This window comes from Rhodopirellula sp. UBA1907 (assembly GCF_002337565.1).
In the GTDB taxonomy this organism is placed as follows: domain Bacteria; phylum Planctomycetota; class Planctomycetia; order Pirellulales; family Pirellulaceae; genus Rhodopirellula; species Rhodopirellula europaea.
In genome coordinates this window covers 102362-116268 of record NZ_DDGH01000094.1, presented here as the reverse complement: position 1 = coordinate 116268, position 13907 = coordinate 102362, and the positions used below count along the sequence as shown (strand labels likewise).

11 protein-coding genes are annotated in these 13907 nt (G+C 55.5%); 5 read left to right on the top strand and 6 right to left on the bottom strand.

Translation table 11 applies throughout. The annotated features are described in order from the left end of the window. Positions 1–86 precede the first annotated feature (86 nt). A complete protein-coding gene (locus B2R17_RS22060) occupies positions 87–1496 on the bottom strand; it encodes a sulfatase-like hydrolase/transferase (RefSeq protein WP_286765694.1) in 1410 nt (469 codons plus the stop codon). A gap of 383 nt (positions 1497–1879) precedes the next feature. Between B2R17_RS22060 and B2R17_RS22055 the strand changes: the two genes are divergently transcribed. The 4 genes from B2R17_RS22055 to B2R17_RS22040 all read left to right on the top strand — a co-directional run bounded on the left by B2R17_RS22055 (position 1880) and on the right by B2R17_RS22040 (position 4374). Continuing rightward, entirely contained in the window at positions 1880–2803 is a 924-nt protein-coding gene (locus tag B2R17_RS22055; RefSeq protein WP_286765693.1) for a family 16 glycosylhydrolase, read from the top strand. Positions 2804–2943: 140 nt separating this feature from the next. After that, on the top strand, positions 2944–3279 hold the full coding sequence (locus tag B2R17_RS22050) for a hypothetical protein (protein ID WP_286765692.1): 336 nt from the start codon (positions 2944–2946) through the stop codon (positions 3277–3279). Positions 3280–3482: 203 nt separating this feature from the next. Then, on the top strand, positions 3483–3881 hold the full coding sequence (locus B2R17_RS22045; RefSeq protein ID WP_339886728.1) for a hypothetical protein: 399 nt from the start codon (positions 3483–3485) through the stop codon (positions 3879–3881). A 31-nt stretch (positions 3882–3912) separates the two neighbouring features. Next, positions 3913–4374: a hypothetical protein gene (locus B2R17_RS22040; RefSeq protein WP_286765690.1), complete on the top strand. Its 462-nt coding sequence runs from the start codon at positions 3913–3915 to the stop codon at positions 4372–4374. 191 nt (positions 4375–4565) lie between these two features. Here the strand turns inward: B2R17_RS22040 and B2R17_RS22035 are convergent, their stop codons facing one another. Next, positions 4566–6098, bottom strand: a complete 1533-nt coding sequence (locus B2R17_RS22035; protein ID WP_286765689.1) for a sulfatase — start codon at positions 6096–6098, stop codon at positions 4566–4568. 87 nt (positions 6099–6185) lie between these two features. Next, positions 6186–7208 carry a rhomboid family intramembrane serine protease gene (locus B2R17_RS22030; RefSeq protein WP_286765688.1) on the bottom strand — a complete coding sequence of 341 codons (1023 nt, stop codon included), beginning with the start codon at positions 7206–7208 and terminating at the stop codon, positions 6186–6188. On the opposite strand from B2R17_RS22030, the gene B2R17_RS22025 reads away from it, so the two are divergent. Further along, positions 7202–10492 carry a PVC-type heme-binding CxxCH protein gene (locus tag B2R17_RS22025; protein ID WP_286765687.1) on the top strand — a complete coding sequence of 1097 codons (3291 nt, stop codon included), beginning with the start codon at positions 7202–7204 and terminating at the stop codon, positions 10490–10492. The two genes, B2R17_RS22030 and B2R17_RS22025, sit on opposite strands and share 7 nt — an antisense overlap. A gap of 215 nt (positions 10493–10707) precedes the next feature. Here the strand turns inward: B2R17_RS22025 and B2R17_RS22020 are convergent, their stop codons facing one another. The 3 genes from B2R17_RS22020 to lpdA form a co-directional block, all read right to left on the bottom strand. Beyond that, positions 10708–11574, bottom strand: a complete 867-nt coding sequence (locus tag B2R17_RS22020) for an SIMPL domain-containing protein (RefSeq protein WP_286765686.1) — start codon at positions 11572–11574, stop codon at positions 10708–10710. 138 nt (positions 11575–11712) lie between these two features. Further along, the gene (locus B2R17_RS22015; RefSeq protein WP_008655800.1) at positions 11713–12270 is read right to left on the bottom strand and encodes a phosphatidylglycerophosphatase and protein-tyrosine phosphatase 1 family protein; all 558 of its coding nucleotides are present in this window, start codon (positions 12268–12270) and stop codon (positions 11713–11715) included. Next, positions 12267–13691 (bottom strand): dihydrolipoyl dehydrogenase, encoded by a 1425-nt coding sequence (gene lpdA, locus B2R17_RS22010; RefSeq protein WP_286765685.1) that lies wholly within the window; start codon positions 13689–13691, stop codon positions 12267–12269. Before lpdA ends, B2R17_RS22015 begins: the two co-directional genes overlap by 4 nt. Positions 13692–13907 lie beyond the last annotated feature (216 nt).

Below are 13907 nucleotides of genomic sequence, written 5' to 3'. Positions count from 1 at the left end.
TCGCCAGGTGAGACCTGGCCTACGTTGTTTTGCGATTTGCGATTGAAAAATTGCACTTTGCAATCACCCCGTTCCTAGATGATGCCTCATCGAGGCACTGCTAGTTTCTCTTCCATCGTCCGCAGCTTTGCGTCCAGTTTTTGGATCACGGCTTGCACGCTCGGATCCCGGATCAGATTCACCGTTTCATCTGGATCGGACGTTAGGTCATAGAACTCGTCGCAGCCTTCATTGTGTCGATCGCGTATCAGTTTGTATTGCGGTGTTCGAAAGCTTCGGAGCGACGCCACGGCGTAGTTAATCATGTCGTATTCGAAGTACTGGGTTTGGTCCCAGTCCTCACGAGTTTTGCCCCTTAGCAGTGGCGATAGATCCCGGCCGAGCAAGTCTTTTGCCGATGGGCCTTCTCCTGCGATCGCACACAGCGTTGGAAACCAATCCAAATGCGATGCGGTGGCTTCGATCACAGCGGAAGGTTGGACCACGCCTGGCCATCGAACGATTGCGGGGACTCTCAGTGAATGGTCATAGAGGTTCGGTCGGTACTTGTTCGAAATGACACGAGTGCCTTGGTGAAATTCGCCCGGTGGCTTTTGCTTGGTTGCCCAGATGCCGTTGCCTTTGTGCCAGATCCCGTGATGGCCCATGTTGAAACCGTGATCCGATGTGAAGATCACAACGGTGTTGGACGTCAGATTTTGGTCATCGAGCGTTTGCAGCAACCGGCCCAGATTGCGATCAACCCCGGACGTGCTCGCCAAGTACTCCTTCATCTTCTTGCGAACCCAGTTGTTGTCCAAGTTCGGGTATTGGGGGATCGTTGGATCCATTTCTTCGTATGGCTGCCAGTCTTCTGGTGCGACCGGTAGCCAACGGCCGTGAGGTGCTCGAGTGGACAGGCATAAAAAGAATGGCTGGTTGGCGTTTTGTTCCACGAAATCGATCGCATGATCGGTCAAGATGTCCGTGGTCAATCCTTCGAACTGTTGAACCTTGCCGTTGAGTTCCAGTTCCGGATTGTCCGGCGTCGTTCCGCCTCCCGTCAGGCCCATGAACGAATCAAATCCGTGCTGCGTCGGATGCTTTTCCGAATCGCCGCTGGCGGTCCAATCACCGAGGTGCCATTTTCCGACCAAACCGGTTTTGTATCCCTGTTGCTGCAACACTTCTGCGAAAGTCACGGTGTTGTCAGGATCCAAGTAAACCGGTGAATCGGGATCGTAGAGTTTGTGTCCGGGTTGGGAGATAAAATCCTTGATGCCCAGTTCGCTGGCGTAGCGACCCGTCATCAATGTTGCGCGAGCGGGGCTGCACACCGGCGTGGTGCAGAAGAAGTTGCGAAAGACGGCACCTTCGGCTGCCAAACGATCCATGTTCGGAGTCGAGGGAATTGGCACGTCGTCGAACTGCCCCGAACGAACCGCTTCCGCAAACGCCCAAGGTGCTTGGTCGTCGGTCAGGATCATCACCACGTTGGGTTTCGCGGCAGTGGTCATACTGGGCGATGTGATGCCCACGAAACAGACGCACCCCAACAAGACCACAGACAAGGCTTTCCGGGAAATCAAGTCAATCATCATTAGCAAAGCGACATTCAAACAGTGTGGGTGAGTCATTGGGGTGAGCGGAACATCATATCCTCTCGTGTCATCCATTGCGCTCGATCGACAATAGAGCATTGCCCGGCCGATTGGCGTCGCCTGCATCTACAGATTTCATTGGGACACTTGCTCTACGGCGAGTTTATGTCACGCGACTGCGGAGTTTCCGAATGACAAACGACTGACCAATTCAGGACGATCCTTGGTATGATTTGGATTATTCAAGCCTTCCGGCTTGCTTTTGTTTTGATCTCTCATGATGCAATTTTCGGTCTGAAATGTTTCGTGTTCTCACTCTGCTATTTGCCTTGCTCGGCACGCCCTCCCTGGCATGGTCTCAGTCTGGTAGCAATGCCAAGCCACTGACAGCGAAGCCGGGAGAGAAGTGGACGATCAAATGGAATCGGTCGGACGATTTCAACGGTGACTCAGTTGATTGGAAGAAGTGGAACAAGAATCCCGAGAACTTTGGTGCCTGGACCTGGGATAACGAGAACACTGCAAATGCCGCAAACGGAGTTCTCACCCTAACGGTTCGACGATTGACTCAGGACGAAGCTAAGGCAACTCGGCGGGATCAAAGCGGGAACCCGACACCGTTTACTTCTGGGATGCTGAAGTCGTATGCGGTGGGAAGGTATGGGTACTACGAGGCGAGAATCAAAGGCTCGCCGGTGTTTCCCGGCGTGTGTCCTTCGTTTTGGTTGTACAGCAAAATCGATGACACCATCGTCGAGAAGGATGCGGTTCGCTACAGCGAGATTGATATTGTGGAGATGTCTCAGCGGGGAGACCGAATCGAGGGGAACGAACGGATCACGGATCACAATCTCCACGCGATTTTGTCCAATGGAACCGCCGGTCTTCCGGGCAGAAGTTGGCAACGCCCCAACGACTTGCGTTTCAAAGCAACCCAAGCGATCGAGTACCACGCTCCGTTCGATCCCGGTGACGGCTTCCACACGTATGGGTGCAACGTGGGACGAGACCAAATAATTTGGTACGTCGATGGAATCGAGGTTGGGCGACAAAAGAATAAGTATTGGCGTCGGGAAATGAACGTCGCACTCTCTTTAGGTTTGCGGGAGCCATACGCCGTGTTTGGGAACAATCGACTGCGTGCCAACGAGTCACACCCCGCGAACGAGTTTCCAACCAACATGCAAGTCGACTATGTCCGGGTTTGGGAGCTGGATGAGTGAACGCGATCTGTAGGTTGCGTCAGTGTCTCCAGCGTTGAGGTTGCTATTCCGTGGCAATCGCTGCCTTTGGATTGCAATGCGAACTGCTGAGGAAACTGGTATTATCTGTTGCTCCCAACATTCAATTGCAGGTAACGCTCATGAACGATCCAAGTCCGTATCAGTCGTCTGAAGTGACGCCTCCAAGCCATCTCGGGCCGACCGGGGGCGCGGACGCAATTGGCGAAGGGCAAATCGCACTGGCGTGGTTTCTGTTTGTCGTTGTGGCAACCATTGGCGGGGCAGTTGCTGGTGCAATCGGAGGTATGGTCATCGGAACCGTTCTTGGCGGCGCTGGGCAATCGATGCAAACGATTCAAGTCGCCAGTGCGTTCGCAGGATTTTTCGCGGGATTGCCGGTCTCGTGGCTGACCTTTCGATGGCAAGTTCGACGACTGTTGGCAAAGGCTTCCGCTCTATCCGTTCAACAGCTCTAGGGACGGAAGTCTAGGGACGGAAGACATCTTGATTTTTCAGAACCGTTGGCATCGACGATCGCGATACTCTTCACGCGGTTATTTGAGCCAAAACGGTACGCTGCTTGTGTCGAACTTGGATTGACTTGTTGAACGCGAATTCGGGAGCTGAGATGAGTCTCGACTATGAGAGACGCGGACAGTTCGCTCTGGTTCTTGCAACTGTGAGGCGGACGCAATCTCTTCCTGGCGGTGAAATCCGCGGTCTGCCCAACGGACATGTTGTCGGCGGGTTGAAAGGGTTTCATTTGTTTGCATGTCAACTCGCGGAAGCGGAAAAGGACGACCAGCACGGGCGGACAAACAAAGCGTTGGATCAGGTGAATCAACTGAGAAACGAGTTCAATGTGATCGCGAGTCGTTGGCAGTCATCGGTCGCCGGATTGTTGCAAGGCATCCGGTCAGGCCAGGACGTGAAGAACCTGGAACGTCTCAAGCGAATGAAAGCAGCTCAGCTCGAGATGGGACGATTGATCGACGCCGCTCAAAAAGCATTCAAGGATTTGATTGCGAATCTGAATACCGCCGAGTCCGAAGCCGGGAAGAACACTGGCGATGAATAGTAGAGTGTCACCGAGCGTGACGAACCAACGGATGAAAGCGATTGAATGCGCAGCAAGTGACAACGTTTTGAATCCGTATCAAAGCCCGCCTGAGCAGACGGAGGTCGTTGAAAGCGATCCAGAGCAGAGCATGTTTGAGCGTGAGCGTAGCTTTGCGGTGCCGCTCTTGATCTTGTCGACGGTTGCTCTTTTCATCAGTCTGGCCGGCACGCCAACGGCCGGTTTCCTTCATTCTCATCCCGTGAGATTGAATGGGTATCTCGCTTACGTTTTGGCGATCGTGGTGCATCTGATTCAGTGGTTCGGTGCACGCTGCATGTTCGCGGGGCGGAAAAGAGCGTTGTCCTATTTCGCCGCCATTCTGTGCTCCATTCCGTTGCTGTCGCCGCTCGTCGTTCTCGGGGTCCCCTTCGGCATGATGGCAATCGTTGCATTGATCCTTGGCGATGCTGGTGTCAAAGGAAAGCGTATTCCCGCAACTCTGGATTCTTAGAATCGCAGTGAGAAAAGCTGCGGTCCTTCAGGGGGGCAGCGATCCAGGTGAGTCTCGGTGATTGATTGCGACGACCTGATTGGCGATGTTCGCGTTGCCATCGATATTCCTGGGAACCGTCCAAGTGCCGTGCGGCTGATATGCCGAGCGTCTATAACCGACTCTCTTCTTTTGGGTGATGGACAATCGGTTTAGAAATCGGTGTCCGAGGAAGAATTGTTTTCCGAAAGGTTGAAGTGTTTGACCAGCCTTTGCGAGTGTTGCTGGACAATGTCTGGGAGCCGGGCGGCTACGTTTTGGCTTTCGTTTGATTCGGAACGGTGATCGTAGAGTTCTTCGGCGATGAGTTGGTCGTCTTGGATGGATCTCCACTGGGTGTATCGCCAGTTGGCGGTTCGGACGGAGTAGCCCCAAGCGACCCACTTTTCGCGAGGTGCGTAGAAAGGATGTTGGTGCTGGGTGAACGCGGCGGTCTTGAGCGTTTGAACGGGGTTTGCCAGCAGCGACGAGAGGTCGTTTCCCTCAAGATTTTCGGGCAGGTCGTTTGCGATGCGGGCGAGGGCCGTGAGTGTGGGGTAGAGATCGACCAATTCGGTCAAGCAATCGGTATTTGGCTGCGTTCGCTCGGTGCGTGGATCGGCGATGATGAGTGGGACTCGCGCGTCGAGTTCGAAGTTGCTGGTTTTGCCCCACAACGTTTTCTCGCCGATGTGGAATCCGTGGTCCGAAACAAATGCGACGATCGTGTCGTCTTGATGGCCGCTTGTTTCCAAAGCTTCCAAGATCAGTCCGACTTGAGCGTCGAGAAAGCTAATCGAGGCGTAGTAGCCGTGGCGAAGATGCCGTTTCAATTCCGGCGACAATTCGGCTTCTTTGGGAATTCCATCGTAACTGTGTAGCTCTCGCGAAATGTGCATTGCAATTTCGGGGACATCGGCTGGGATCGTTTCCAACGCCGGTGCTGAGATTTCTTCGGGATCGTAGAGGTCCCAGTATTTCTTTGGTGCAACGAATGGCAAATGGGGACGCCAGAAGCCGACTCCTAGAAAGAATGGGGCTGCGTTGTCGGGATAGTCTCGGATGACGGAAGCGGCCATACGAGCGATTTGACCATCGCGGTAGGCGGTGTCGGGAACGTCGAGCGACTCGGTCGAGGGCGCCTTCTTTACCTTGCGAGCACGGAGGGCAACGGGAGTGTTGGAATGCACTGTGTCGGCAGCGTGCGTTCCTGCATGCAGGACTTCATCCATGGACCAAGACTGCCGGTCTTGCGTGTCGCCCATGTTGTGAAAGATTTTGCCAATGTCTTGGCAGTAGTAGCCATGGTTTTTGAAGTGCTGGGGCAACGTGACCAGCGACGCGCCGTTCGGAGCGGTCTCGCGAAAACCTTTGCGGAGATCGTCGACACCCACTGTGTTTGGACGCAGTCCGGTCAAGAATGAGGACCGCGAGGGATTGCAGACCGCTTGTTGGCAGTAGGCTCGGTCGAACACCAATCCGCGTTCAGCGAGGGCATTCAGGTTGGGCGTGATCGCGTTGGGATCGCCGTAGGGTCCGATGGCACAATTCAAATCATCGGCGACGATCAGAAGCACGTTGGGGGAGTCTTCACCGATGACTGGGCGGACCAGCATCAACGCGAGTGCGAACACGCCAAACAGTTTGGCTGGTTTGGTGGCGTGATTAAGAACGAGCTTCTTTGAAACCAAAAGCAAACTGGTCACCTTGAGTCAGCCAGGGAACAAACATGTGTTGGACGCATGGTCCCAAGCTTAACCCGTATTTAGGTCGAGTTTGACCTCGACCGATGTTCAGATGCTTTTGGGTGCTAGGGCCGCAATGGCCATTCCTGTAACGAGGCCACCGACGTGAGCACCGTTTGCGATTCCTTGGATCAGTGGCGTCATGCAGGCGAACATGAAACCGAGCATCAAATAGACGTTGAATGGTGGGATGCCGACTGGATACGAAGCTTGAAAACGCGGGCGGATCCAAATGAAGCCAAAAACGCCAAACACCGCTCCGGATGCACCCACCGCCATGGGGCTTTCGAGCCAGTCAGGCAAGACGACTTGGACGATCATTCCGATGATGTGCGAAACTAGCAGCAGCGATGCAAGGAACCATGATCCATGCAACCGCTCAACGACGCTGCCGAGCGTGAACAACGCCATCATGTTGAACACCAAGTGCATCGTCGAACCATGCAAGAAGGCCGGTGTGACCAACCGCCAAATCTCTCCTTTTTTGATTGAGACCCAGGCGTCACCGGTCGTGGCGTAGTCGATCGGGCTCGCAAAGTTCAATGCCACGACCAGCTTTTCTCGGGCGGTGAGTTGTTCACCCCGGACCTCTGGGGGCGAATTGATTTGTTCGAGAAGCACCGGCAGGTTCAGCTGTGGATTGAAGTCCGTTGAAACGCTGGCGATCCCGCAAATGATGATCATGCCGATCACGACCGGGATATTGCCGGTTCTCGCGGTTCGGCCACCGAAGGCGCCGGATGATCCTCGCAGCTTCTTCTGAGCCTTGTTCTGCAGGGCTAGCTTGCGTTTCTTTTCCGCCTCCTCTTCCTTTCGCAGGCGAGCGGCTTCGGCGGAGACGTCAAACTTGGCCGCATTGGGCGATTGTTTGAACTCATCCATGGCTTCTCGAGCCGTCGCGACATCTTTCTCGTCGCGAATCCAGATATCATGGGAGTTTTCGTCGTGGTCGACTTTTGCAGGGATCTTCAGGGTCTGCAGGTAGTCGTTGAATTGGTCCGCCAGTTTGGGATCGGAAAAATTGCCGATTCGCCGCATATCAATCTTTCTTGTTCGAAACGAAAATGACATCCATGTTCTACGTTGATCACGCCAAAATTGCACGGGTGGGGACACAGCACGACGAAGCCCAGCAAACGCCGAAATCCCGCCAAACGCGTGAGCGGACCTGGATGAGCTGTCTGCTCGCGATCGTTGTGCTGGGTTCGCCAGCGGCGGCAGATGATTTTCCCACGCCAATCAACACAGAACCTCTCGCAGAATTAAACGCCGACGGCAAGCTCGCCGGACCCCCGCTGTTGTCTCCGCAGGAAGCGGCCGATTCGCTCGAGATGCCTGAAGGGTTCACCGCCACGGTTTTTGCCAGTGAGCCTGAGGTGCAGAACCCGATCGATTTGGCCTGGGACCGGAGGGGGCAACTTTGGGTCGCGGAGAACTACACGTATGGCCAGCGGGGCGTTTCATGGCGAGACGACCAACGCGATCGAGTGCTGGTGTTCAAGGACGAGAATCTGGATGGAGTCTCTGAGTCGCGGGCCGTGTTCTTGGACTCCGTGCAGCACCTGACCAGTGTCGAAGTTGGTCGAGGCGGTGTGTGGTTGATGTGTCCGCCGCAATTGTTGTTTGTGCCCGACGCTGATGGGGACGCGGTCCCCGATGGTCCTCCACAAGTCATCTTGGACGGGTTCACGATTGCCAAGCAAAACTATCACAACTTAGCCAACGGATTGCGATTTGGACCCGACGGTTGGTTGTACGGACGTTGCGGTGGTTCGTGTCCTGGAGTGATTGGTTTGCCCGGAACACCCGAGGACGAACGCACCGCAATCGAAGGGGGCATTTGGCGATACAACGTGGACACGCATCACGTCGAAGTGCTGTGTCATGGAACGACCAACCCGTGGGGACATGACTTTGATCGCAACGGCGAGTTGTTCTTTATCAACACGGTCAATGGTCACTTGTGGCACGGCATCCACGGTGCTCACTTGCACCGGCCGTTCACCTTGGACCCGAATCCGAATGCTTACGAGTTGATTGATCAGCACGCCGATCATTACCACTTTGATACGTCGGGCAAATGGCAAGACTCACGTGATGGAGCAGCGAACGATTACGGCGGCGGACACGCTCACGTCGGCATGATGATCTACCAAGAGTCGACTTGGCCGACCGAATGCCAAGACGATCTGTACACGTTGAACTTTCACGGCCGCCGAGCCAACCGCGAACGGTTGGAGCCTCACGGAACGGGCTATGTCGGGAAGCACGAGAAAGATTTTTTCCTCAGCGGCGACGTGTGGTTCCGCGGGATGGAAATGTCAGCCGGTCCCGATGGCAACGTGGTCGTATTGGATTGGGCGGATTTGGGCGAATGCCATGAGCACTCGGGAGTCCACCGGTCCAGCGGTCGTATTTTTCAGATTCGCTACGAAGCCGGTACGCCAGACAACGCTGCCGAACGTTTGGCAAAGTTAAATCAACCCGGAATCAATGTCGAGCAAACGGTCGCGTTTCAATTGGCGGGCGATCGTTGGTTTTCGCATCAGTCTCGATTGCAAATCGCGGAAGCCGTCGCCGGAGGTGCCGACGCCAGCGAACTGAACGCGGCGTTGTTGAAGCGGTTCAAAGATGTCGAGGGAACCAATCCGCAGCAACGATTGCGGATGCTATGGACGCTGAACGTTTCCGGCGGTTTGTCTCGCAAGGTTTTGCTCGAAGGTGTCGCCGATCCGTCGCCGCACGTTCGTTCGTGGTGCTTTCGATTGATGACGCAACATTGGCCGATCGACGATGTGTTTGGGCCGACTTCGGCGAGTGTGGCTGCCAAGGAGAAGGTGTACGACGAGTACCGTGCTTATTCGAGCGATTTCCTGACGCATGCGGAGGCCGATGTTGCTTCGGTGCGATTGACGCTAGCGTCGATTCTGCAGCGATTGCCGTTGGGTTTGCGTGGTGAATTGGCGGATTTCTTGACAGAGTTGCGTTCTGGCATCGAGGACGCTGATGACCACAACCAGGGATTGATGATTTGGTACGGGTTGATGGCGTGCGCGGACGAGCACCCCGATGAGTTGCTCTTTGGCGGCGAACAGTGCCAGATTCCAACGACCACACGACTGATCTCACGAGCACTGGCCGAACGAGTCGATCAACACCCGAAGGAGTTTGCGCGTTTGGTGACATCGGTGACACGACGCCTACGCGGGGATAGCGACTTGGACGGCAATGCCAACGTGGCGTGCGCGGACGCGTTCTTGGAAGGCGTGTCTGCCGGAATCGTGGGAGTCCGAAAGGCCGAGAGACCGGAGGATTGGGCTGATTTCCAAACCGTTTTGTCGGCTCACGAAGATCTACAAACCAAGCACGCGGAGACGCTTCGTAAGTTGAACACGTTGTTCGGCGAAGGCCAGAGTGTCGGTGAGATGGCGGCGGTCGCTGGCGACGGGGACGCAGATGTCTTGGAGCGTTTGGCCGCCGTCCGCGGGTTGATTGAAACGCGAGGGGCTGACGATGCCGTTCCCGATTCAATCATCGTTCGGTTGGCAATGCCTTTGATCAAGGACCCACGCGTCAATGCGAAGTTGGCTCCGGCATTGTCGACAATCGAGTTGCCTGAAGTGGGGAGCTTGTTGCTCGACAACCTGAATCGCTTTCGTGCGCCACGGCGATCGGGCGTTGTGGGCCTGTTGTGTTCGCGAGCGGTATTCGCGGATGTTTTGCTAACATCGATTGAGCAAAAGAAACAACCCAAAGATGTGCTGACCGCGTCGCACGTTCGAACGATCTTGTCGCTGGAGGACGAACGTTTGACCGAGCGTATCGAAAACGTTTGGGGGCGAATCCGGGACACGCCGGACGATCGCAAACGTGAGATCGAGCATTGGTCGCAAACCTTGACGCGTGATCAATTGGCCAAAGCAGATGTTTCGGCCGGACGAGGCTTGTTTCAGTCCGCGTGTGCGAATTGTCACCAGTTGTTCGGAACCGGAGGCAAGGTCGGACCGGATTTGACCGGGGCTCAGCGGAGCGACCTTGGTTATCTGTTGCACAACATCATCGACCCCGACTCGGTGGTGGGTGCGGACTATCGGGCGACCAAAATTGTCACCGTCGATGGCCGATTGCTGGTTGGTTTGGTAACCCAGCGAACACGTCAAACGACCACGATCGTCGCCGCGGACCAAACATGGACGCTCGCAAATGACGACATCGAACTGGAGTCGGTCACCGAGCAATCGCCGATGCCGAGCGGATTGCTGCAACCGATGACGGAGCAGCAAGTGGTTGATTTAATCGGATACCTGCAAAGCCCAACCCAAGTGGCTCTGCCATCTAAGAAGGCTGCCAACTGAGAAGTAGGTGAGCATGAGAAGTGGGACAATCTTCCAGCTTGTCATTGCACATGAAATCAAAACGCCGGTTATGGATATGCCGGCAATTCATTGAGAACGCTAATTGCACACTGATCAGATCGGTCGGCGGCGGTTTTGTGATTAGCGTGCAATTAGAGGCGATTAGTGTTCCTCGTATTTGCACGCCGATTCGCAGAGCCAAAAGTGGGGTCGAGTTAGTTATCAAACTCGGTGTCGCTGAGTTCAAAGACGACCTGCACGGAGGCTGAGATTGTCATCATTCCGGCTTCGATCGAGCCGCCCTCTGACTCGCTTCCAAACAATTGCATGCTGTTGCCGAAAGGATCTGAACCGCGATGCGATTCCTGGACGCTCAGCACGCGTTTGACCTTCGCATCGAGAGCCCCGGCCATGTCACTGGCTTTTTCGTAGGCGGCGGCGACTGCTTTCATTCGAGCCGCGCGGCGATGTTGGATTTGATCCGAGTTCATCCACTGAATCCCAGCGATGGAGTTCACTCCGCGTTCCAGGATTCCTGTGTAGATCGCTTCAAATTGTTTGATGTCTCGGACCATGATTGTTAGTTGACGACTGGCCGAATATCCGATGGGTTGGTTCTGCTGTAGTTGATCGCGAACGGTCGGTTGCGGAGCTTCGGTCTGAGTTGCCTGTATCTGTGGCTCATCGCTGAAGAGGTCGCCGAATCCTTGCGATGCCTGGTTTGAATACCCTTGCTTCGCGTATTGCCCCTTTTGACCACTCGGGTAGATGGGCGAAAGCACAATCGATTCCGTTCGGATGTCTCTTGCTTCAATCCCCCGGTCCTTCAAAAACTGGACCACGCGAGTGACTTGCTCGGATGTCTTCCGTGCGGCGTCGGTGACCTCTTCCTCACGAGATTCGATTGCGAAACGCAACGTCACGCTGTCGGGTGCGACTTTTGTGTCGGCAGTTGCATTCACGGTCAACTTGGACCGAGTGTCGATGCCGTCTTCCGCGAGGCAACGCGTCGCGGGAAGGGCTGTGGTCGCGGTGATCGCCGCAATGATCAAGCGTGACTTCCAAATGCTAAGAATTGACATGTGAGGGCTCCTTGGATTGGGGTGAACCAGTGGGACCCTCAGTCTAATGCATTCGCCATCGAAGGACTTTCGCGATGGAAGGCATCCAAGTCCGATGAGGGACGCTAAAGCAGACGAACTTGCAAGTTCGTCCAGTAATCATCCAACCGACGATTGAAATTCGCGAACAAATTGTTGAACGACGGGACGATGCGTCAGGCGTGGGTTGATATGCGGACGTTTTTCCAGCAACCAAGCTTGAGCTTGTTCGGGCGTCATTTCTTTGTGAGCGATCAACCAGCAAATCGCGATGGTGGCACTGCGAGCCCGGCCGGCTTTGCAGTGAATGTAGACCGCTTTGCCGGATTCGACGTTTCGTTGAATGAAGGCGACTCCCGTGATCACGTCTTGCAGACTGGGGTGCGTGAAGTCGGTGATCGGCAGATGCAGTTGCTCGATGTCGTGCTTGGAATACTCATCGACCGGGCCGACGTATTCTTCGCAAGTATTGACGACGCCGCCGACATTGAGTTCCGCCATTTGCGGAACATCTCGAGCGAACGGGCGAGCGCCGACAATGACCAGTGGATCGATCCAGTCAAACCAATTGCGGACTTTGAGAACGCGTCCCAGCAACATGTTCCACCACAACGTTGGTAAGAACACAACGCGGGCGTACAACCGCCTCAGCCAACCGGTTTGGATGGGACCGCTCACGCCGTGTGGATCGCTCGGTCGTCGATGGCCAGAGCGGCTTCGTGCACCGCTTCGGACAGGGTCGGGTGAGCGTGGCAGGTGCGGGCGATGTCTTCGCTGCTGGCACCGAATTCCATTGCCGCGGCGGCTTCCGCGATCATGTCGCCGGCACGCGGGCCGATGATGTGGACGCCGAGCACTCGATCGGTTGCGGCGTCGGCAAGAATTTTGACCCGGCCATCGATGTCGCCCAACGTGCGGGCTCGGCCGTTGGCACCCAGAGGACACACGCCCTTGTTGTATTCGATGCCGGCTTCTTTGAGTTCTTCTTCCGTCTTGCCAACCATCGCGATTTCCGGATGGGTGAAGACGATCGCGGGAATCACTTCGTAATTCATTTCCGAAGCGATGCCGGCCATTTGCTCGACACAGACGATGCCTTCTTCCATGGCTTTGTGAGCCAACATGGCACCACCGATGCAATCACCGATTGCGTAGATTCCCGTCACCGATGTTTCGAATTGGTGATTGACCTGAATGAAGCCTCGTTCGTCGAGCTTCACGCCGGCTTCTTCGAGTCCCATGCTTTTTGTCGCGGGAGCACGACCGGTGGCCAGTAGCACGCGGTCGCATCGAATCGTTTCGCCGTCTTTGATTTCAATCACGCATGGCTTCTTGTCACCTGGCTTCGGATCCACTTTGGCGGATGCCACGAACGTTCCAGTTCGAATGTCCATGCCTTGCTTTTTAAAGCTGCGATGAGCCAACGTGGCCATCTCTTTATCGAGCCCCGGCATGATGCGATCGAAGGCTTCCAGGACGATGACTTTGCTGCCGAGCCGATTCCAGACGCTACCAAGTTCCAATCCGATGTATCCGCCGCCGATGACGACCAAGACTTCGGGCACTTCGGGGAAGGACAACGCGGTGGTGCTGTTTCCGATTCGATCGCCGTCTTCTTCGACGAATGGCAGTTGTGCGGGAACACTGCCCGGGCACAGCATGATCTGGTCGGCGGTGACCAAGGTCGGCTGATCGTCGGCCGCACCTTCGCTGGCGGTGATTTCGATGCTGTCCACATCGCGAAGGCGGCCGCGTCCGTGATAGGCGGTCACACCTCGGCGATCGAACAGCATGTCGATTCCGCCGGTCAGCGATTCGACGATTTTCTCTTTGCGTTTCATCATCACGTCGAGATCGACTTCGACGTTGCTGACATTCAGCCCGTGATCGGCAAATTTATGCTGGGCTTCTTCGTACAGGTGGCTGGATTCCAACAAGGCTTTGCTGGGAATGCAGCCGACGCGAACGCACGTCCCGCCAAAGCGAGGGTTGTCGTCGATGCAGGCAACGTCGATGCCAAGCTGTGCTGCGCGAATCGCGGCGACATATCCGGCTGGGCCACCGCCCAAAATGACGAGTTCGTGACGAGCCGTTTTCATAGCAATTGAGTTGGAGTGCGTGGCGAGAATCGTTGCAAATCAGGTTGAATTGTCAGATACGCGAAGCGGTTTGTCGACCGGAGCGCAGTTGCTTTGCTGAGGCAGAAATTTCGCAGGGTGAAGCACTGGGACACCAGTTGGCCATAAAAGTGCGGCCGGAGGGCTGCTGACCACTTCCCATGCTCGGCCCTCGCCCTCACGTACGCCTGAACGGCG